The organism is Erwinia endophytica (assembly GCF_009295515.1).
GTDB lineage: Bacteria > Pseudomonadota > Gammaproteobacteria > Enterobacterales > Enterobacteriaceae > Erwinia > Erwinia endophytica.
In genome coordinates, this window is sequence record NZ_RQVV01000032.1 from 49075 (window position 1) to 70079 (window position 21005).

At 50.5% G+C, this 21005-nt stretch carries 21 protein-coding genes and 3 pseudogenes; 9 read left to right on the forward strand and 15 right to left on the reverse strand.

Translation table 11 applies throughout. The features are described 5' to 3' along the window. The first annotated feature begins 99 nt into the window (after positions 1-99). On the forward strand, positions 100-999 hold the full coding sequence (locus tag EH228_RS10280) for a LysR family transcriptional regulator (protein ID WP_152321582.1): 900 nt from the start codon (positions 100-102) through the stop codon (positions 997-999). Between the two features lie 55 nt (positions 1000-1054). Continuing rightward, positions 1055-2044 carry an inner membrane protein YhjD gene (gene yhjD / locus EH228_RS10285; RefSeq protein WP_152321583.1) on the forward strand — a complete coding sequence of 330 codons (990 nt, stop codon included), beginning with the start codon at positions 1055-1057 and terminating at the stop codon, positions 2042-2044. Positions 2045-2062: 18 nt separating this feature from the next. On the opposite strand, the gene EH228_RS10290 is transcribed toward yhjD, so the two are convergent. The 10 genes and pseudogenes from EH228_RS10290 to cpxP all read right to left on the reverse strand — a co-directional run bounded on the left by EH228_RS10290 (position 2063) and on the right by cpxP (position 10041). After that, entirely contained in the window at positions 2063-2821 is a 759-nt protein-coding gene (locus EH228_RS10290) for a CDP-diacylglycerol diphosphatase (RefSeq protein WP_152321584.1), read from the reverse strand. A gap of 168 nt (positions 2822-2989) precedes the next feature. Further along, positions 2990-3982, reverse strand: a complete 993-nt coding sequence (locus EH228_RS10295) for a sulfate ABC transporter substrate-binding protein (RefSeq protein WP_152321585.1) — start codon at positions 3980-3982, stop codon at positions 2990-2992. Positions 3983-4125: 143 nt separating this feature from the next. Continuing rightward, complete coding sequence (pfkA, locus tag EH228_RS10300; protein WP_152321586.1) at positions 4126-5088, reverse strand: 6-phosphofructokinase; 963 nt, start codon at positions 5086-5088, stop codon at positions 4126-4128. 210 nt (positions 5089-5298) lie between these two features. After that, on the reverse strand, positions 5299-6195 hold the full coding sequence (fieF, locus tag EH228_RS10305) for a CDF family cation-efflux transporter FieF (protein ID WP_152321587.1): 897 nt from the start codon (positions 6193-6195) through the stop codon (positions 5299-5301). Positions 6196-6424: 229 nt separating this feature from the next. Next, positions 6425-6574: pseudogene (locus tag EH228_RS10310) on the reverse strand (SMR family transporter); the annotation flags it as partial. A gap of 4 nt (positions 6575-6578) precedes the next feature. Further along, positions 6579-6914: pseudogene (gene mdtJ, locus EH228_RS10315) on the reverse strand (multidrug/spermidine efflux SMR transporter subunit MdtJ). Between the two features lie 490 nt (positions 6915-7404). Then, positions 7405-7545, reverse strand: a pseudogene (locus EH228_RS20520) (IS3 family transposase); the annotation flags it as partial. Between the two features lie 148 nt (positions 7546-7693). Continuing rightward, positions 7694-8128: a tail fiber assembly protein gene (locus EH228_RS10320; protein ID WP_240116270.1), complete on the reverse strand. Its 435-nt coding sequence runs from the start codon at positions 8126-8128 to the stop codon at positions 7694-7696. A gap of 5 nt (positions 8129-8133) precedes the next feature. Then, a complete protein-coding gene (locus EH228_RS10325) occupies positions 8134-8925 on the reverse strand; it encodes a gp53-like domain-containing protein (protein WP_152321590.1) in 792 nt (263 codons plus the stop codon). 612 nt (positions 8926-9537) lie between these two features. Next, positions 9538-10041 carry a cell-envelope stress modulator CpxP gene (gene cpxP, locus EH228_RS10330; RefSeq protein WP_152321591.1) on the reverse strand — a complete coding sequence of 168 codons (504 nt, stop codon included), beginning with the start codon at positions 10039-10041 and terminating at the stop codon, positions 9538-9540. A 151-nt stretch (positions 10042-10192) separates the two neighbouring features. Here cpxP and cpxR point away from each other — a divergent pair, with 151 nt between their 5' ends. The 3 genes from cpxR to trmL are packed head-to-tail and all read left to right on the forward strand — an operon-like array spanning position 10193 to position 12780. Further along, on the forward strand, positions 10193-10891 hold the full coding sequence (gene cpxR / locus EH228_RS10335; protein ID WP_152321592.1) for an envelope stress response regulator transcription factor CpxR: 699 nt from the start codon (positions 10193-10195) through the stop codon (positions 10889-10891). Beyond that, positions 10888-12264, forward strand: coding sequence for an envelope stress sensor histidine kinase CpxA (cpxA, locus tag EH228_RS10340; protein ID WP_152321593.1), 1377 nt, complete (start codon positions 10888-10890; stop codon positions 12262-12264). The genes cpxR and cpxA overlap by 4 nt, the downstream gene beginning before the upstream one ends. 42 nt (positions 12265-12306) lie before the next feature. Next, positions 12307-12780 (forward strand): tRNA (uridine(34)/cytosine(34)/5-carboxymethylaminomethyluridine(34)-2'-O)-methyltransferase TrmL, encoded by a 474-nt coding sequence (trmL, locus tag EH228_RS10345; RefSeq protein WP_152321594.1) that lies wholly within the window; start codon positions 12307-12309, stop codon positions 12778-12780. Here the strand turns inward: trmL and cysE are convergent, their stop codons facing one another. The 5 genes from cysE to EH228_RS10370 form a co-directional block, all read right to left on the reverse strand. Next, entirely contained in the window at positions 12781-13602 is an 822-nt protein-coding gene (gene cysE / locus EH228_RS10350; protein WP_152321595.1) for a serine O-acetyltransferase, read from the reverse strand. 67 nt (positions 13603-13669) lie between these two features. Next, a complete protein-coding gene (gene gpsA / locus EH228_RS10355) occupies positions 13670-14689 on the reverse strand; it encodes an NAD(P)H-dependent glycerol-3-phosphate dehydrogenase (protein ID WP_152321596.1) in 1020 nt (339 codons plus the stop codon). Beyond that, complete coding sequence (gene secB / locus EH228_RS10360) at positions 14689-15153, reverse strand: protein-export chaperone SecB (protein WP_152321597.1); 465 nt, start codon at positions 15151-15153, stop codon at positions 14689-14691. Before secB ends, gpsA begins: the two co-directional genes overlap by 1 nt. Before the next feature lie 51 nt (positions 15154-15204). Next, the gene (grxC, locus tag EH228_RS10365; RefSeq protein ID WP_152321598.1) at positions 15205-15456 is read right to left on the reverse strand and encodes a glutaredoxin 3; all 252 of its coding nucleotides are present in this window, start codon (positions 15454-15456) and stop codon (positions 15205-15207) included. 16 nt (positions 15457-15472) lie between these two features. After that, the gene (locus tag EH228_RS10370; protein WP_152321599.1) at positions 15473-15904 is read right to left on the reverse strand and encodes a rhodanese-like domain-containing protein; all 432 of its coding nucleotides are present in this window, start codon (positions 15902-15904) and stop codon (positions 15473-15475) included. A gap of 329 nt (positions 15905-16233) precedes the next feature. Here EH228_RS10370 and envC point away from each other — a divergent pair, with 329 nt between their 5' ends. From envC to EH228_RS10390, 4 genes are all read left to right on the forward strand, one after another. Then, positions 16234-17541 (forward strand): murein hydrolase activator EnvC, encoded by a 1308-nt coding sequence (envC, locus tag EH228_RS10375; RefSeq protein WP_152321600.1) that lies wholly within the window; start codon positions 16234-16236, stop codon positions 17539-17541. 3 nt (positions 17542-17544) lie between these two features. Then, entirely contained in the window at positions 17545-18480 is a 936-nt protein-coding gene (locus EH228_RS10380; protein WP_152321601.1) for a divergent polysaccharide deacetylase family protein, read from the forward strand. Between the two features lie 80 nt (positions 18481-18560). Then, a complete protein-coding gene (locus tag EH228_RS10385) occupies positions 18561-19805 on the forward strand; it encodes a glycosyltransferase (protein WP_152321602.1) in 1245 nt (414 codons plus the stop codon). Further along, positions 19790-20701, forward strand: a complete 912-nt coding sequence (locus tag EH228_RS10390) for a hypothetical protein (protein WP_152321603.1) — start codon at positions 19790-19792, stop codon at positions 20699-20701. The genes EH228_RS10385 and EH228_RS10390 overlap by 16 nt, the downstream gene beginning before the upstream one ends. Positions 20702-21005 lie beyond the last annotated feature (304 nt).

The following is a 21005-nucleotide window of genomic DNA, read 5'->3' on the forward strand; positions in this document are numbered from 1 at the left end:
TACGCTGTGGACAAAAAACAGGATATTAGATGCAATCTGATCTATAAATGTCCTCAGGTACGCTTCACTGTTTCATTTCTAACAACAACAGGCACATGGATGGATAAAATTCACGCTATGCAGGTCTTCGTCAGGGTTGCTGAATTACAGAGTTTTACCCGGGCGGCCGAAAGCCTGGGACTACCTAAAGGCAGCCTTTCACGACAGTTACAAGCGCTGGAAAATACCGTGGGAGCCAGATTGCTGCACCGCACTACCCGACGGGTTCAACTAACTCAGGACGGGCAGGTTTATTACGAGCGCTGCCGCGACGTACTGGCGACGCTGGAAGAAATGGATTCACTCTTTCAACACGATCCCGCGACAATAAGCGGTCGTCTGAGGGTAGATATGCCCGTCAGCCTGGCTTGTCATTATATCTTGCCGCTGTTAGCGGATTTTTTACAGCACTATCCGGGTATTGAGCTGGAACTGAGTAGCAGTGACCGGCGGGTTGATGTTATTAGAGAAGGCTTTGACTGTGTTATCCGCGTCGGCACACTGGAAGACTCGGGGCTGATTGCCCGTCCACTGGGAATGCTGACCCAAATTAACTGCGCCAGTCCGCATTACCTTGCGCGTTTTGGCACCCCCACCACCCTTGACGATCTGTCGACACACGCCATGGTACATTACAGCCAGCAACTCGGGAGTCAACCGTCGGGCTTTGAGTTTTTTGATGGCAAAACCCGCCACCTGATTCAGACCGGCAGCACTGTCACTGTCAACAGTACCGAAACCTATCGTGCTGCCTGTTTATCTGGCCTGGGGATCATTCAGGCCCCTGAACGCGGTTTGCGTCAGGCAGTGAAAGACAAAAAACTGATCGAAGTCCTGCCATATTTTTGCGCTGAACCCTTGCCTGTTTCGCTGATTTATCCCCATCGGCGCAACCTGGCGAGGCGGGTACAGGTGTTTATGGAATGGCTGACGCAAACAATGAAGCATTACGTAGACTGACCTACAACGCTATAATTTTAATAGGGTCCCCCCTGAAGGAGATAAAGAAAGGTTCATGACGGAAAAACAGCCAACAGAGGTGCAGCATAATCCTGAGAAACCGCTGCTCAATATTAAAACCGGCAATCAGACTGTCGACAAATCCATTACACGCGTATCAAGGCGGATAGCCTGGTTCCAGGCTATCCCCGCGGTCGCGCATTTTATTCGTGCAGGAGAACGTTTTAATGACCGACTGGGCAGCCAGTTTGGCGCGGCAATAACCTATTTCTCTTTTCTTTCACTGATCCCCATTCTGATGGTCTCTTTTGCCGCCGTAGGGTTTGTGCTGGCATCCAATCAGGATCTACTGACCCAACTCATCGATAAAATCGTCAATAACATCAGCGATCCGACCCTGGCCACAACGCTAAAAAATACAGTAAACACCGCCATACAGCAACGCACCACCGTCGGGCTGACCGGGTTATTGATTGCGCTATATTCCGGGCTCAGTTGGATGGGCAATCTGCGTGAAGCCATCCGCGCTCAGTCGCGTGATGTCTGGGAACGTAACGAACAGGATAAAGAGAAGATCTGGTTAAAGTATTCCCGCGACTTTATCTCTTTAACCGGCCTGATGCTGGCGCTGATTATCACCCTTTCTCTCACCTCAATTGCGGGTACTGCGCAGACGACCATTGTCCGGGCGCTGGGACTGGATGGCATCGACGGGTTACGCCCGGCAATGACACTGATCGCGCTGTCAATTTCAATTCTGGCTAACTATCTGCTGTTCCTGTGGATTTTCTGGATCCTGCCGCGCCATAAACCACGCAAGCGCGCGCTATTACGCGGCACGTTGCTGGCGGCGACGGGCTTTGAAATCATCAAATTTATTATGACGCTGACGCTACCGAAACTGGCTTCTTCGCCTTCTGGTGCCGCCTTTGGGTCAGTACTGGGATTGATGGCGTTCTTCTACTTTTTCGCCCGCCTGACATTATTCTGCGCAGCCTGGATAGCCACAGCAAAGTATGCTGATGACCAGCAGGCCGAATCCTGAGCCGTCGTGCAGGGGACCTTACGATTTCAGGATACTGCAGTTGTGATCCTGTAGCTCTTCAGCAGAACCCCGATTCAGCAACAGCAGATTACGTTTGATAACCATCAGCGCCTTGCGGCCATCCGGCAACGAGGCGATAGCGATACCATATTTATACATCTCCTCTCGAGCGCCAGGCAGTTCATTAGCAACCCGAATAAATGGGCTGGTGTTGATAAGCTCATCACGGGTCAGCGCCCTCACCTGATACTGGTGATCCCCTAACTGTTCGGACTGCCACTGGCTGGTCAGCGAAGCATCCAGGCTATTGAGACGTTGACGAATATCCGGCTTCAGACAGGAAATATGAATATGCATCTGGTTCTGCGTTCTGCCACGCAACGAGTTAATGGCCAGGGCCACCATGCTGTCGTCTATTGTCTGACCCCGTTTTTCTTTCATATAATGCCGTGCGCGCCAGGCGGCGGCAAAGAAATTGGGCGTGGAGGGATTAAGCAGTGTTGGGCTTTCAATGCCGGTAATCTTATCCACCGGTATCAATAAAAATTGCAGCGGACCAACGCGATCTTTCAGCACCACGTAGCCATCACGGAGATCCACCTGTCGGCATGGTGCCGGGTCATTATTCTGTTGCTGGTTCGGTACGCACTTCTGGCTGACGATTTTCCATAAAGCATCAGAATTATTGTTATGCTCTGACACCATAAAGATCAAACTGGCCGCTATAACAATCACGCTGATCACTACTGCGATGAGGAGCCGCACTCGCTTCTGCATATCTACATCCTTCGATCTTTAGTTAGACAAATTATTGCATAAAATCATTTCAGATATGTATCAGGGCGACTCTTGAGAACCGGTGTCCCAACGCGGTCATTTTAGGGCCAGCAATAAAAAAGGCCGGACAAAAGTCCGGCCCTGATACGGGTATGCAGAAAAAATGCGTTAAGGCTGCATGGCCTGGTCGTACGTTCCACCATCAGCAAAGTGAGTCTTCTGCGCTTTGGCCCAGCCACCGAATTTAGGATCATCGATAGTAAACAGTTTGACCGGAGCAAAAGTTTTAGCGTATTTCTTTTCCACCACCGGATCCCGTGGACGATAGTAGTTCTGTGCGATAATTTCCTGGCCTTGCGGAGAATACAGATATTTCAGATATTCTTCAGCGACCTTGCGGGTTCCACGCTCGTCGACCACTTTATCCACTACCGAAACGGTCGGCTCGGCGAGGATGGACTCACCTGGCGTCACAATTTCAAACTGATCTTTACCCAGTTTGTTTATCGCCAGATATGCTTCATTTTCCCAGGCAATCAGCACATCGCCAATTCCCCGCTCGACGAAAGTATTCGTTGCGCCACGCGCACCAGAATCCTGCACCTGGACATTTTTGAACAGCGCTTTTATGTAAGCCTGCGCTTTTGCGGTATCACCGTGGTTTTGATCCAGCGCCCAACCCCATGCAGCCAGATAGTTCCAGCGAGCTCCCCCAGACGTTTTTGGGTTCGGCGTGATAACGGAAACACCGGGTTTGATCAAATCTGACCAGTCATGGATCTGCTTAGGATTGCCTTTACGGACCAGGAACACGATGGTTGAAGTATAAGGCGCTGAGTTATCTGGCAAGCGCTTGATCCAGTTTTTATCGATACGCCCGCGATCAGCAATCGCATCCACATCAGAAGCCAGCGCCAGAGTGACAACATCAGCGCGGATCCCATTGATGACTGAAGTCGCCTGTTTGCCTGAACCACCATGCGACTGACGGATAATCACATTGTCGCCGGTTTCCTGCTTGTAATGTGCGCTGAAAGCTTTGTTATATTGTTCGTATAGTTCACGGGTTGGATCGTAAGAGACGTTCAACAACTGGATATCCTTCGCCAGGGCACCAGTTGAAGCCAGTAACAGGGTGATACCCACACTCCACTTCTTCATCACACACACTCCAAAGGTTTTCATCGTAAGAGAGGGTGACATAAAGTCTTTCACGATTTAAAGAATTAAAAGATAGCGATAATAACTGAATGGAATAATAGAATGCATAAAAAAGGCGCTATCATTTAGCGCCTTACTTTTAATCAGTAAAGTTTCTTGGCGGTATCCAGCCAGTCACCTTTAAACGGACGCTTCATGTTTTCAATCGCGTCAATGATGTCATGGTGCACCATCTTCTCGTTCTGAATACCCACGCAGCGTCCACCGTAACCTTGCAGCAATAACTCAATGGAATACGCCCCCATACGGGAAGCCAGAATACGGTCATAAGCTACCGGCGCGCCACCACGTTGAATGTGCCCTAACACAGTGGATCGCGTTTCACGTTTGGTCTCAGCCTCAATATATTTCGCCAACTCATTGATATCGCAAATATGCTCAGTAATCGCCACGATGGCGTGCTTTTTACCTTTAGCAATACCTGCTTTGATCTCCTGCACCAATTCTTCGCGGGTATAGGGGATTTCCGGCAGAACGATAAATTCACAACCACCAGCAATGGCCGCCGCCAGCGTTAGATCGCCACAGTGGCGCCCCATCACTTCCACTATCGAGATACGTTGGTGAGAAGAAGAGGTATCACGCAAACGGTCAATCGCTTCCACTACGGTTTCCAGCGCAGTGAAGAAACCGATAGTGTAATCAGTACCCGCCACATCGTTATCAATTGTGCCAGGCAGACCGATGCAGGGGAAACCCATTTCGGTCAAGCGCTTGGCTCCCATGTAAGAACCATCACCGCCAATAACCACCAGCGCATCAATACCACGTTTTTTCATGTTCTCAATAGCGACAGCACGGACAGATTCTTCACGAAATTCAGGGAAACGGGCTGAACCGAGGAACGTTCCACCCCGGTTGATCATATCCGATACGCTGTAGCGATCCAGATTCACCATGCGATCTTCATACAATCCCAAATAGCCATCATAGATACCAAAAACTTCCAGATGCTCACTCAGCGCAGAGCGAACGACTCCACGAATGGCTGCGTTCATACCTGGAGCGTCACCGCCACTTGTCAGTACACCGATTTTTTTAATCATGACAACCTCTGAACTTGTTGATGCAAATTATAAATTCTGGACGCCGTGAGAGGATCGACGTACGCGGGCGATCTTACGGACTGATAACTGCAATAGTATATCAAAGCCCGAGAACTGAATTGATTCAGGTCAGTGATCTTTCGGCTAATTTTTTTGCGTTATATCACGTTTTTAGCAAGCATTAAGGTAAGCTACTTATTTAACTGGAAATTATAACGTATGCGGATAGCGCCTTGTTGCCACCGAACACGGATCCTGGTGGATAGTGATATCAGAGCCGGGAAAACCTTTTAATAAAGCCTGCTCCACCTCTTCAGCAATTTGATGAGCCTGGAATAATGGCAGATGATCGTCCAATTCAAGATGCAGTTGAATAAAACGAGTCGGACCAGACTGACGAGTACGAATATCATGTACTCCCTGCACACCCGGCCTGTTAGCGACAATATTAATGATTTCTTGCTGGTCTGCTTCCGGAAGCGCCCTGTCCAGCAAGGACTGTACGGCGTCATACCCCATCCGCAGCGCGCTATAGAGAATATAAACACCGATGCCTAACGCGAACAGCGCGTCTGCACGTTTAAAACCATACCAACTGAGCGCCAACGCCAGCAGGATCGCACCATTCATGATAACGTCGGACTGATAATGCAGCATATCGGCACGTATGGCCTGGCTGCGTGTTCGTCGTACAACCCAGCGCTGAAAAGTCACCAGGATTACCGTTGAAAACAGTGCGATCATCGTCACTAGCATACCGACCAGCGGCGCACGCATGGTGTTGGGCGAAGCCATGTGCTGTAAACCGGTCAGAAAGAGAAACAGAGCAGACCCGGAAATAAACATACTCTGCGCCAGCGCCGCCAGGGATTCGGCTTTACCATGGCCAAAGGTATGTTCTTCATCTGCGGGCTGAAGAGAATAGCGCACCACAAAAAGATTCGTCAGTGAAGCAGCGATATCCACCAGGGAATCCACTAATGCCGCCAGCAGGCTAACCGAGCCGGTGTACCACCATGCGAAAATTTTCACCAACAGCAGCAGTGAAGCCAGCGTCGTTGCTGCCAGCGCAGCACGATTCACCAGGCGCGCGTAGTGATGTTCCATGCCACACTCCGTTTAGTTCAGTGCGTGAAGTATACTGGATTTAAGATAAAAGGTGGTTATCATTGGAGTTGTCCAGGCTAAATACTGCCCCGGTTTGTTACCAGCATATCAAGGGAGTCAATATCCCACCGGCAGAAATGGAAAAGGCCTGTTACGCCTTCATCGGAAACAGGGATCTGGTGGCCTGACTTCACAGACTGAATACTCTCCCAGGAAACCGGGGCGGTTCAGTAAACGCCGCCAGTACAGCGAAAAGTGATAGCACGCCGTATAACGGACGGCGAAAACCGTTAGAGTACTTCAGAAAAATATTGGCTATGATCTCCAACCCAATAGCCAGTGCCAACCATGTAACGTGAGCAACATTAAGTGTGGTCATGATGTCACTCCCCAGGGGCCAGCGTACCGGATTTGATCAGCACGATGCCAGCGACCATCGTCATTAATCCCGCAACTTTTATCAACGATAAGCTCTCATCAAACAGCATGACACTAAACAGGGTAATAAACAGAATGCCAATACCTTCCCACATAGCATAAGTCACCCCCAGTGCGATGCGTTTTACTGCAAATGATAAGAAAATATAAGAAAGCACGATCATCACCAACATGAAAACATAACCGGCGTTATCGTCATTGACATTGGCCCACTACATTGACAAGGGGCCAGTAATTTCCGACACAATAGCCAGCGCTAATAAAAACCAATACCACATCATTTCTCTCCTCAACGGGAAACAAACTCCCATCCACGCAAAAAACAGGCGTGACAGCAGGATTCAATTCAATAAGAAAAACAGGAGAGAGCGGAACTACAACACGGAACGCCAGTACTGATCGCAAATTAAGCAATTAGAGAAGGAAATAAGGAAAATATGAGATGCCATCATTGGGATGAACATTTTATCCATAGGTTTACAACTTATCCACGTTGTTGCTTTTCCTCGATGTGGATGAAAAATTGTCCTCGGTAGTTGAATATGTATTTATTCTGGCATAAACAACATTCTGTTGGCTGGCATTTTAATTTCTTTACGCTGATATTATTGGATTAGCTAACTGCAATATTCAGCATAGCTGCTGCGGATAAATATAAATGGTGGCGCAGCACGGTTTACTGAGGCCCACCAACGTCAGATTACTACATTGAACCACCTCAACAGCCAGAAGAGATATTATCAAACTGGGAGCGCATGGATGCCAAGCCCGTCCTCCCGTTGTTGCCGGCCAGCCGATGATTTCGCGGCCACAACAGTCAAGGCTGAGCACCACCTGCACCACTTCCCGGTTCTGGCAACGGATTTCGAAGCCATCTGAGCACCAGCGTGTATCCGGCTTCAGCGTGATAACATTCTCAATGGTTTATGTATTGTTGAAGTTTAGGGGCGTATTGTCCTCACCCGGAATAACATTATTTATAACTCCTTTACACGTCTATGACCGATTGTCTCCCGCCAGCCAGCGCAACTGGTAACTGGTAACTGGCGGGATTTTTTATCTATTCTGGCTTATCCGGCCAGGCAATCGTCTTATAAATCATCTCGTCAGTAACGCCTGTAAAATCCAGCACCTTAAGTGCTTTTATGTATGCCATCCACTGAATCAGGCTGGCTTTATCATCGTCGCTGATAACCTCAAGCTGTAGCTCGGTACGCCAGTCAGCGATTGTACCGTTGGCTTCGGATAACAGGTTCTGGCGTTGTGATTCAGCTTTCAACTGCCAGTTAATAACCGGGTCAGCAAGGGTGGGTTTTCCGGTGCTGTCGGCGATAATAACTTTCCCTTTTTCCTGGCCTGCAAACAGTGCCTTATAATCTTCATCAGTGACAGCAACAGCGTCATCCGGCCAGCCATTTCCGGACTTATAGGCAGCTTTATCATAAATCAGATAAAAGCCACCAGTTTTAGCGCTGTAATAATATTTTTCTATCACTACCTCTATTTCCCGAGAGCAAACCAGCTTAGCGAATAATGTTCAACGCCACCATTCAATGATACATCAAACCCTGAAGTATTATCGTTATAATAGGTTGCATTAATGTTATTAGTTGTTCCAACTGTAAGAACTATAGCAAGCACCTCGGACGAAAATGCGACAGGAAAAGTAACATGCATATTACCGCTTGATGCAGAGATCCTTCCTGCCTGAGAGATCATTCCTGTCCGTTCATCTTTCACCCAGCCAGAACCGGAGGATGCAGACTCCCTAATCTGTGATACAACCCAGTTGTTTAAATGACCATCCCACACACTGCCATATATATTACCATCCGTAGAGATATAAGCATCTTCCATATAAACTCTACCCGGACTGTGAAAATCTCCATTAGTTCGGAATTCCCATACTTTCACATTATCGTTTCCATTAGTATAAATCCGGTACGCCCAGTAATTTCCGTTATTCAAATAAAGATCTGAAGTCACGGTATATGCTGTATCCGCACCTTGAGCTCTAAATATTATATTAGCGCTCGCGTCAGTATTCCATGCTGCTGCAACTTTCTGAAGCCCGGGATCTGTAGTATTCGCCACTACCGGGCCATTCAGCGTACCGCCTGTAATTGGATAAGCACCCACATCAGATGCCGTAAGACTATCTTTTGTAGCAAGGTCCCCAAGACCGAGGTTCTTTTTAGCGGTGTCCACGTCCTCCAGATCTGCCAGGTTTTCATTCACTCGCAGAAAGATCTTGTACAACGCATTCACCGTACTGTCATTTTCTGTCGCCATAACATTCAGCTCTCCACCAATGTCTGCATTATGTCAGATGCTCGCCGCACCCAACCGCGTCACATTACAATTACATTAGATCCACCAATACATAACATAGCGTAGTATAGAATCCGTTCGTGCAAGATACCATCGTACAAAAGTGAGACATCAAACTAATAACCCCCGTCACTGCTCATTTCATGCGAGCATCGTTAGTCGGTGAACCGGGCACGGGAGATAACCGGCTGAACAAACGAATGATTGCACAGTACTGAAGCCAACGTTTGGAAGATGGGATCCGCGCGGCAACGATCAACCAGGATATTTAACGATTTTCCAGTATGTTTAGCACACTGATACAGCCGGGGGAGCCCAGGAAGGAAAAACCCTGAAAAAGTCTGGAACCACTGAACGAAGCACCGCCAGAGATGATCGGCGGGTTGGCGGTATAACAATGTTGCCTACACCCACAACGCTAAATGCATCCTGTAACGGCTGATAGCGGTTAAATAACAGATTGATTTATAATGGGTTAATTCTAATTGATTGATAAAAAAAACCCCACCTTGTGGGTGGGGAAGACAGGGATGGTGTCTATGGCAAGGAAAAACGGGGATACTATGTTACTGGTTACTGTTGGGTACTACTTACTGCCTGCAGCGATGATGCCTGCGGCATACTCGCCAGCTTGCGCATTTCATCCATGCGCTGCTGATGCTTCTGGTTCAAAACGTCCTGCTGAGCTGGCGTTAACAGGTGGTACATCTGGTTGCGTACGTGGGCTATTTCGACCTGACGGGCGACTTCCGCCTGTGCAATTTTATCCAACCGGGCTCTGTAGGCCGTTTCGTCAAATTTATCTGCAATAATCATGTCGTGCAGTTGCTCTAAATCGCTAATACTTATGGGAGAACGCTCATGACGCGCCTGCTGCATCAGATCTCGCATTTGTTGGCGCTGCTGTTCAGTGAGACTGATGCCGTCAAACATGTGACTCTGCGGAATTTGCGCCATACTGCGTGGCACCGCGTTGTCCTGATGCATCTCGTCAGTCGTCGTCACTTCTGTGGCCCACGCAGTAGAAAAACTTAGTATCAACGTTGGCACCACAACGACGGCGGTAACTTTGCGCATCGTTAACTCCCAGTTTGGTTTCCGTATTCCGATTCAACAAGAATGAGTCTACGGAATCAGCTGCAAACATGCGTCAGGCGGTGTAAAACTACGTAAAGTCATGGAATGACAGCATTCGTTCACGGTATTTTGCCTGCGGAGGGCAATAAAAATGAATAAAATCCTGTTAGTTGACGATGACCGCGAATTGACTTCGCTGCTGAAAGAATTACTTGAAATGGAAGGGTTCGACGTACTGGTCGCGGGTGACGGCGAGCAGGCTCTGGCTCTGCTGGACAGCTCGATAGATCTCCTGCTGCTTGACGTGATGATGCCGAAGAAAAACGGCATTGATACCCTGAAAGAGCTGCGTCAGCAGCACCAGACACCGGTGATTATGCTAACCGCCCGCGGCAGTGAGCTGGATCGCGTTCTGGGACTGGAATTAGGCGCCGATGACTACCTGCCTAAACCATTTAATGATCGCGAATTGGTTGCCCGTATACGCGCTATTTTGCGCCGTTCTAACTGGAGTGAACAGCAGCAACAGCACGATAACAGTTCTCCGACGCTGGAAGTCGATCATTTGCGTCTGAACCCGGGTCGTCAGGAGGCCAGTTTCGATGATCTGACCCTGGATCTGACCGGAACGGAATTCACCTTGCTATACCTGCTGGCACAGCATCTGGGGCAGGTGGTTTCCCGTGAGCATCTCAGCCAGGAAGTGCTGGGTAAACGCCTGACGCCGTTTGACCGCGCCATTGACATGCATATTTCCAATCTGCGCCGTAAACTGCCTGCACGCAAGGACGGTCACCCATGGTTTAAAACGTTACGTGGTCGGGGCTATCTGATGGTTTCCGCTACATGATTTCGAGTCTGACCACCCGCATTTTCGCTATCTTCTGGCTAACGCTGGCACTGGTGCTGATGTTGGTTTTGATGGTCCCCAAGCTGGATACTCGCCAGATGACGCCATTGCTGGATAGTGAACAGCGCCAGGGCATCATGATTGAACAGCATGTTGAGGCCGAGCTGATGCGGGAGCCGCCCAATGACTTGATGTGGTGGCGCAGACTGTTTCGCGCCATTGAGAAATGGGCCCCCCCAGGCCAGCGTCTGCTGCTGGTGACCAGTGAAGGACGTGTTATTGGCGCACAACGTAGCGAAATGCAGGTGATCCGTAATTTCATCGGTCAGTCCGATAACGCCGATCATCCGCAGAAAAAAAAATATGGCCGGGTCGAGATGATCGGCCCTTTCTCAGTACGTGACGGCGAAGACAATTACCAACTTTACCTGATCCGCCCGGCAGGCAGCTCACAGTTGGACTTTATCAACCTGTTATTTGATCGTCCGCTGCTGTTGCTGGTGGTCACCATGTTAATCAGTTCGCCATTGCTGTTGTGGCTGGCATGGAGCCTGGCGAAACCAGCACGTAAGCTGAAACATGCGGCGGATGACGTGGCTGCGGGCAATTTACGCCAACGTCCTGAGTTAGAATCCGGGCCACAGGAGTTTCTGGCCGCTGGTTCCAGTTTTAATCAAATGGTCAGTGCTCTGGAGCGGATGATGACCGCACAACAACGATTACTGTCTGATATCTCTCATGAATTACGTACCCCGCTAACCCGTTTACAGCTGGCAGCGGCACTGATGCGTCGCCGCCAGGGGGAAGGGAAAGAGTTGCAGCGTATTGAGATGGAAGCTCAGCGACTGGATGGCATGATTAACGACCTGCTGGTGCTCTCGCGTACACAGCATAAAAACGCCCTGGTCAGTGAGGCGGTTAAAGCCAGTCATCTGTGGTCAGGCGTACTGGATGATGCCCGCTTTGAGGCCGAACAGATGGGCAAAACACTGGAAGTGCCTTATCCGCCAGGCCCATGGCCGCTATATGGCAACCCAAGTGCGCTGGAAAGCACGCTGGAAAATATTGTTCGCAATGCGCTGCGCTACTCATACTCAAAAATCATGGTCAGCTTCTCTGTTGATAAACAGGGCATTACCATTCATGTCGATGATGATGGTCCAGGTGTCAGCGCTGAAGATCGCGAACAAATTTTCCGACCATTCTACCGCACTGATGAGGCTCGTGACCGAGAGTCCGGCGGAACGGGTTTAGGGCTGGCGATTGTCGAAACGGCTATCCAGCAGCACCGCGGTTGGGTGAAAGCCGATGACAGTCCACTGGGTGGATTGCGTCTGACACTTTGGTTACCGCTCTATACCAGCAACAACTGATCTTTGCTATGCTTCGGCCCTCATAAACGAGGGTCGACGCTGATGCTGAATATCGTTTTATTTGAACCTGAAATTCCGCCCAATACCGGCAATATCATCCGCCTGTGCGCCAACACTGGTTTCCGGCTGCACCTGATTGAACCGCTTGGCTTTGCCTGGGACGATAAACGTCTGCGCCGTGCCGGACTGGATTACCACGAATTTACCGCCATCCAGCATCATGCTGACTATAGCGCGTTTCTGAATGCCGAAACGCCACAGAGACTGTTTGCCCTGACCACCAAAGGGACGCCAGAACATAGCGCAGTGAATTATCAGGCAGGCGATTATCTACTGTTTGGACCGGAGACCCGCGGCTTGCCCGCCGGGATACTTGACACTCTGCCTGCACAGCAGAAAATACGTATCCCGATGCAGCCAAATAGCCGCAGCATGAATCTGTCGAATGCGGTTTCAGTGGTGGTTTATGAGGCGTGGCGCCAACTGGATTATGCTGGCGCACTGCGCAAAGAATAGTTAAATGCCGTCGCCAAACTCAAAGCCCGGCACCATGCCGTTAAAATGCTGATCCATATCCATTGACGGCTTATCGCTGTTCGGCTTACCGACGATACGTGCCGGTACGCCAGCCGCGGTGGTATGTGGCGGAACGGGTTGCAGCACGACGGAACCCGCGCCAATTTTCGCACCACACCCCACCTCGATATTGCCGAGGATCTTGGCGCCCGCACCAATCATCACCCCTTCACGAATTTTAGGATGGCGATCGCCCGTGGTTTTACCAGTACCACCTAACGTAACCGACTGCAAAATTGACACATCATCTTCGATAACAGCCGTTTCACCCACCACAATACCGGTAGCATGATCAAGCATAATGCCACGCCCTATTTTGGCGGCAGGATGAATATCCACAGCAAAAGATACCGATACTTCGTTCTGTAGGTAGACAGCCAACGCCCGCCGCCCCTCATTCCATAGCCAGTGGCCTATACGATAAGCCTGCAAAGCATGAAACCCCTTCAGGTACAGCAACGGCGTAGAGTATTTATCAATGGCGGGATCACGCTGACGCACAGCTTCAATATCGCAGGCGGCCGATTGGATCATCGAAGGATCTTGCTGATACGCTTCCTGTACGATCTCACGAATAGCAATAGCGGGCATAATGGGGTTAGCCAGTTTATTCGCCAGCATGTAGCTCAGCGCACTGCCCAGATTGTCATGTTTTAACAGTGTAGCGTGGTAAAAACTGGCCAACATCGGTTCGCAGTCCACCAGGGCCCATGCTTCCGCTTTAATATAATCCCAGACCAGCTCAGGTTCTACACACGGCATTACTCTCTCCCCATCAAATATAGCGTCCGGTGGACGCCGGTACGCTAAGACGCAGGGCTTCCCTGTTTCAGTTGGCGCTGTTTTCGTCTTTTCTGCTGCGCCCAAGCAAACTTAATGCTGCCTCTCGCGCATTTTTTTCGCAATACAATACCTGATAAATTTGCTCAGTTATTGGCATTTCCACACCACAACGCGCGGCCAGAGCCTTAACTTCTTTGGTATTTCTGAAACCCTCCACCACCTGGCCAATGGTGGTCTGTGCCGTCTCAACATCCATCCCCTGCCCCAGCATCATGCCAAAACGGCGATTGCGTGACTGGTTATCGGTGCAGGTCAGCACCAAATCGCCAAGACCCGCCATCCCCATAAAGGTGGTTGGATCGGCACCCAGCGCGATACCCAGACGGGTCATTTCCGCCAGGCCTCGGGTAATCAGCGCCGTACGCGCATTGGCGCCAAAACCAATACCGTCGGAAATCCCCGCACCAATAGCGATGACGTTTTTTACTGCTCCACCCAACTGGACGCCGATGAAATCAGGATTGTTATAAACCCGAAAGCTTTTACCACAGTGCAGCAGCGTTTGCAGATCATCGGCGAACACCGCATCGGTCGCGGCCAGGGCAATGGCTGTAGGCAATCCCGCTGCCAGTTCTTTAGCAAAAGTTGGGCCGGAAATGACCGCCAGCGGGATCGCTTCGCCGAGGATCTCACGGGCGACTTCCTGCAATAATCGTCCCGTCTCTTTCTCCAGGCCTTTGGTAGCCCAGACAATGCGTGAGTCAGCACGCAGATGCGGTTTGATTTGCTGTAACACATCGCCAAACACATGACTGGGTACGACCACCAGCAGATCGCGACTGGCCGCAATAGCGGTCGCCAAATCAGTTTCAAGGCGGAGAGAATCAGGAAAAGGGGCATCGGGCAGAAAAGCCACATTACAACGGTCAGCCTGGAGTTGCGCCTGATGTTGTGGATTATGACCCCACATCACTACATTGTGGCCGTTACGTGCCAACGTAATGGCCAAAGCGGTGCCGTACGAGCCGGCACCGATGACGCTCATTGAAGCATTAGCTTTCAGCATCAGGCATCCTGTTGCGGTGTGGCGCCTTCGTTTGACTGCTGAAGATAATTCATAAACAGCGCGTCAAAATTAACCGGGGCCAGATTCAACTGCGGGAAAGTACCGCGGGAAACCAGGTTGGTAATGCATTCGCGTGCATACGGAAAAAGAATATTTGGACAATATGCACCCAGGCAATGCGCCATCTGGTTGCCTTCGATTCCGGAGATGGAGAAGATCCCTGCCTGCTGTACTTCACACAGAAACGCAGTATCTTCGCCTACGGTTGCGGTCACGGTGACACGCAGAACCACTTCAAACACATCATCTGCCAGTTGGCTGGAGGCTGTATCCAGATCCAGTTTCACTTCTGGTTCCCACTCTTTCTGGAAAACCTGAGGTGCGTTAGGTGCTTCAAAAGAGATATCTTTCGTGTAGATACGTTGAATCTGGAAAGTCATCTCGGTGTTATTTTGTTCTGACATGTTACGTAATCCTATGGGTTAAATAATCCGTTCTTGCGCCACTCGCCCATTTTATTTTAATAACGGGTCGAGGCCTTGCTGACCATCAAGCGCATACAAGTCGTCACAGCCACCAATATGCTGCGCATCAATAAAAATCTGCGGGACAGTGGTACGACCGCTTCGCTTAATCATCTCTTCACGCTTATCGACATCCCCGTCAATGGCGATTTCCTGATAATTAACCCCTTTCTGGCTCAGCAATGCCTTGGCACGATGACAGAAAGGACAGGTTGCTTTGGTATAGATCTCAACGTTTGCCATGTCGTACCTCCAAATATTATTTACCGCGTACCAGCGGAAGGTTCTCACCGCTCCAGCCGGTAATGCCCTCTTTCAAGATGTAAACCTGTTCGAAACCAGCAACATTCAGCTGCGCAGCAGGCTCTGCTGCAGACATGCCGTTCGCACAGACCACGATAACCGGCTGAGCTTTGTGTTTTTCCAGTTCGCCAAAACTGCCTTTTTTGATGTCGGCAGCCAGCACGTTGATCGCATTCGAGATATGGCCTTTACGGAAGTCATCACGGGAACGCACATCGACTACCACAGCTTCTTCTTTATTAATTAAATGGGTCGCTTCACTGCGACTAATTGTTTTTATCTTGGAGAACATGCCCTTAACGGTGGTCACGATCACCAGAACCAGCAGAACAACCCACGCCAAACTGAGAATGGTGTGGCTGCCTGCAAACTGCATAATATCTTGCATGAGGGGTAACAACTCCCGAAAGGGTTAATAAGCTAAAACAAGGCTTCTGAGTATACCTGCCAGTACGGTCATGTACAGTCGTGAAGCGGCCAGAGTGACGTTTTTCTGAGGCTGATTTGCAAAAAAAATCGCCCCCAGTACAAATCACGCCGCCAACGTGTGACAACCTTCGGATTTCAGCGGCTAATTGTTGCGCAACTTAATGCTTCTGCCCGTACTTTCTCCCAGGCCCCCTCACGAATCAACTCACGGTTTGTCACCGATAGAAACGCAAAAGCCCACACAGATGACTGGTAAGCTGCTGTTCATCGTGGAATAATCCTTGTCTTATGAGGGAAAAAGCGACAATTTCAATTCTACGAACCCAGGGTAATGGAACAGCCAGAGGCGTTCCGTTACGATCTGCCGTGTTCGGCCTCTCCGCCAGCGTACTCTGCGCTGGCATCCTGTTGTTGCCTGTCGCCAGCCTGATGGCGGCGGATAATAAGTCTGAACTGAAGAATATTCAGCAGAATATAGCGGCGAAAGAAAAAAGCGTACAATTGCAAAAACAGCAACGCAGCAAATTGCTCGCTCAGTTACAAAGTCAGGAAAAAATTATTGCTCAGGCCAGCCGGCAATTGCATACAACGCAAACGTCTCTCGCCAGCCTGAACAAAGACATCTCCGCCCTGACCACATCAATCAGCAAACTGCAAACTCAGCAGGATCAGCAGGAAAAACAGTTGGCGGAGCAACTTGATGCCGCTTTTCGCCAGGGCCAGCATAACGGATTACAAATGCTCCTCAGCGGTGAAGAAAGCCAACGTAGCGAACGTATCCTGGCCTACTTCGGCTATCTCAATGACGCCCGCCAGAAATCTATCGACGACCTGAAAAAAACGCGCAGTGAACTCTCAGCACAGAAAGCCGCTCTGGTGAGCAAGCAAACACAACAGAAATCATTATTAGCGCAGCAACAGAGCCAACAGCAAAAGCTGGAAGTTGCCCGGGTCGCCCGGAAGAAAACCCTGACGACGCTGGAATCCTCACTGGAGCAAGCTCAGGCCCAATTGGTGGAGATGCGGCAAAACGAAAGCCGCCTGCAAGATAAAATTGTCAAAGCCGAGCGGGAAGCCCAGGCCCGTGCTGAAAAAGAGGCCAGGGATGCTCAACGCATCCGCGACCGGGAAACCCAGGCAAAAAGCAAAGGTACCACATATAAACCGACGGAAAGTGAGCGCTCACTGATGGCGCGTACCGGTGGTCTCGGGCGTCCTTCGGGTCAGGCTATGTGGCCGGTAAGAGGAACGATTGAACATCGCTTTGGTGAACAGTTGCAGGGCGAGCTACGCTGGAAAGGGCTGGTTATCAGTGCCCCGGAAGGTAGCGAAGTCAAAGCTATTGCCGACGGGCGCGTACTAATGGCTGACTGGTTGCAGGGCTATGGTCTGGTCGTGGTTATCGAGCATGGTAAAGGGGATATGAGCCTCTACGGCTATAACCAGAGTGCGCTGGTGAGCGTGGGAACCCAGGTTAAGGCAGGACAGCCTATCGCGTTGGTTGGTACCAGCGGCGGCCAGGGCACGCCTTCACTGTATTTCGAAATCCGACGCCAGGGACAGGCTGTCAATCCACTACCGTGGTTAGGAAGATAACTTTTGTCACATCTCCGTAAAATCAGCGGCATGCTGACAGGCCTGCTCATAGCTTGCTCGGCGTATGCGGGCAAACTGTCTATCGTTATTGATGATTTTGGCTACCGTCCGACACAGGAAAATCAGGTATTACAGATGCCACCGGCCATTTCCGTCGCGGTATTACCTAACGCTCCTCATGCCCGCGAAATGGCGACTAAAGCACACCAACGCGGTCATGAAGTGCTGATCCACCTGCCTATGGCCCCAATCAGCAAGCAGCCGCTGGAAAAGGACACGCTGACCCCGGATATGCCCAGCAGCGAAATCGAAAGAATTATCCGTGAAGCCGTTGCCAGGGTGCCCTATGCCGTCGGGCTGAACAATCATATGGGCAGCGCCATGACGTCCAGCCTGCCCGGAATGCAGAAAGTGATGCAGGTGCTAAATCACTATAATTTCTACTTCCTCGACAGCATGACCATCGGCAACAGTCAGTCTACCCGCGCAGCGCAGGGAACCAGCGTTAAAATTCTCAAGCGTCGGGTCTTCCTCGACGATACGCAAAACGAAGCCGACATCCGCAAACAGTTTATCCGTGCCGTGCGCCTTGCCCAACGGGATGGTTCCGCCATCGCTATTGGTCACCCCCATCCGACCACGGTAAAGGTGCTACAACAAATGTTGCCGACACTCCCTGCAGATATTATTCTGGTTCGACCAAGTCAATTGCTGAATGAACCTCAGATCATCAGCAATAAGCCGCTGCCACCGGAAAGCAAACCCACCCGAGCACGCAATCCGTTCCGGGGAGTGCAGATCTGCCCCGTTAAAGTGTTGCCGGTACCGGCTATTCATGCTCTGGGGGTGGTCGCGGACAGCATTACTGACAGCGCGGGCGTACGTTATATTAAAACGAATTTCTCAGGACTGACGTTTACCCTCGGAAATACGCCTTAAATTTTACTGCTGTGTCCTGTGTCCTTACGCAGGACACAAGCTACACGGATATGGAACCATATGGATACGGATACGGTGTCATGGAGCAACAGCGGAAGAAAATACTGTTACTGGATACCGGTAACGAATGGGGTGGTGGTACCAACAGCATGCTTGAGTTGCTGAAACGTGTTGATCGCCGTCAGTTTGATATTCACTGCTGCTTTTATCACAACTATTCCCGCGGTAAAGGCGACACAATAAAGCAGGTGCTGGCATCACTTGATATTCCGGTGATATTCATTGCTCAGCGCCGACAACCGCGTTGGGCAAAAATCGCCAAAGAACTGCTACGTTCACTGGTATTCTTCCATCGTGGTCTGCGTCAACAGGTCACCCGTCTGGTTGATACGCAATGGCGCATTAAACCCAATGCCAGCAAAATCCGCCAGCTTATCGTTCAGCAACAGTTTGACCTGCTGTATATGAACAATCAGCCAGGCTCCAACGCTGAAGGTTATCTTGCCGCTTCCGGGTTATCCGTGGCTGTTGTGCAACATTGTCGGATTGAGCCGGTACTGACACCCGCGCTGGTGCGCATGGTTAACCAGCGAGCCAGTGCAGTGATTGCCGTATCGAACGGGGTTCGCGAGGTTTTACTGGCTCATGGCGTGAGTGCGGAAAAATGCTTCACCGTATTCAACGCCATTGATATTCAGCAACCCTTGCCAGAGCGTGAGAAGATGCGGCGCCAACTGCTGGATGTCCCGCCGGAAACCTTTGTTTTTGGCAGTATCGGCTCGCTGATTGCCCGAAAATCACATCACCATATCCTGTTGGCGCTGAAAAAATTCGCCACCGCCTTCCCCAGCGCTGACTGGCGCATGGTGATCCTCGGTGAAGGCCCGGAGCATGCCGCCCTACAGCACCTGGCGCAACAGTCAGGGATTGCTGATCGCGTTGAATTCGTTGGTTTTCGCAGCAATGCACTGGACTATCTCGCCGCTTTTGACATTTTTATCCTCGCGTCGAAGAGTGAAGGCCTTCCCCGTGTCGTGCTGGAAGCCATGCTGCTGAAAACAGCCGTGATCGGTTCACGCGTGACCGGAACGGCCGAGCTGATTGTGCAGGGTAAAACAGGACTACTGTATAACTATGGCGACACCCAGGCTTTGTTTGAGCAGATGAAAACACTGTGGCTCAACGCGGAAAAACGCCAACAGTTACAGCACCAGGCCAACACCCTCGTTAAAGAACGTTATGCTATCGAGAAGTACGTCGCGGGGGTGGAAACTCTATTGACAGAATGCGGCTCATGGAAACCCATCGTATGTTTGAATTCTTAAATTCTCAGTTTCGTCACGTTCGCGCCCGCCATAACCTCCCTTACCAGCAAAAAGAGGTGCAGGGAACGATCACCGTCACGTCGATTGTGATCCCCTGCAGCGGCGCGGATTTTGTCGAAGAGGCTCAGTTGAGTGCATTTTTTGCGTTCCGCTTCGCCCAGGCGGTTAAAGAGATTGTTATTGTCACGGATCAACCCGCGGAACAATTTGGCGAGCTGCCGCCTAAAACCCGTATCGTCACGCTGGATGTACCTTTCCGCGAAGAACATTACCGTTATAAGCAGATCTATCACAGCCGCCTGATTAAACTTCAGGCTCCTCTGCAAGCGCGGACAGAGGGAATTTTGATGATCGATTCCGATTTAAACCTGCTAAAAATGCCAGAAATTAGCATGCTGGACGGACACATTTATTCCAGCTTCCGCCAGGGCAGAATGATCGCAAAACTCACCAATGCGCCGGAACAAAACCGTCCAGCCTATTATCGCAACACCGTCCGTCCGTTTATGGTCGATCACGTTAACAGTGCATTTCTCGCTGCCACCCGCCAAACCTGGCAACGGATCTACCCGCTGTGGCTGGCGCTGTATCAGGATACCTGGACACTGATGGATGATTCTCAGCCGCCCACGGATCAATTGCCGCTGGCCGCACTGCTGGATTTGCTGGATCTGAAAACCGTCAATCTGGGTGACTGGATAAACTGGCCGGTGGCGAAGAAAATCGGTGGCGGCACGGCAGTCATTCCGCCAGAGGTCGTGGGCGCCCACGGCGGTTTCCCGCTGGCTGAATGGCGGAAATATCTCGCATCACCAACCACGCCGCTATCGTTCAAAGGCCAGGATTACACACGTAAAGTCCGCTATCTTACCGACGCGGAAAAACAGCAGCAGTAAATCTTTATCATGCTGATGGGGTCAACTCACCCTCAGCCCGCCGATGTCGGGCGCCAGTGGACGCCCGACCTTCAATTGTTCTTCCGCTGCTACATTGTGAACGGTCGCGAAACGGGTTAATAAAACGATAACGACCAGTTCATGATCCCCCCTGGACTCAATAACGAAACATCTTATTACACCGGCGCGAAAGGCGTGTTTTGCAACATAAATCACAGCAGCAAAGCATAATTACAGTGACTACAGCGTCATCTGACTGGCTGTCAGGTGATGAGATGTTATGATAATCAGCATTAGCGTGTGA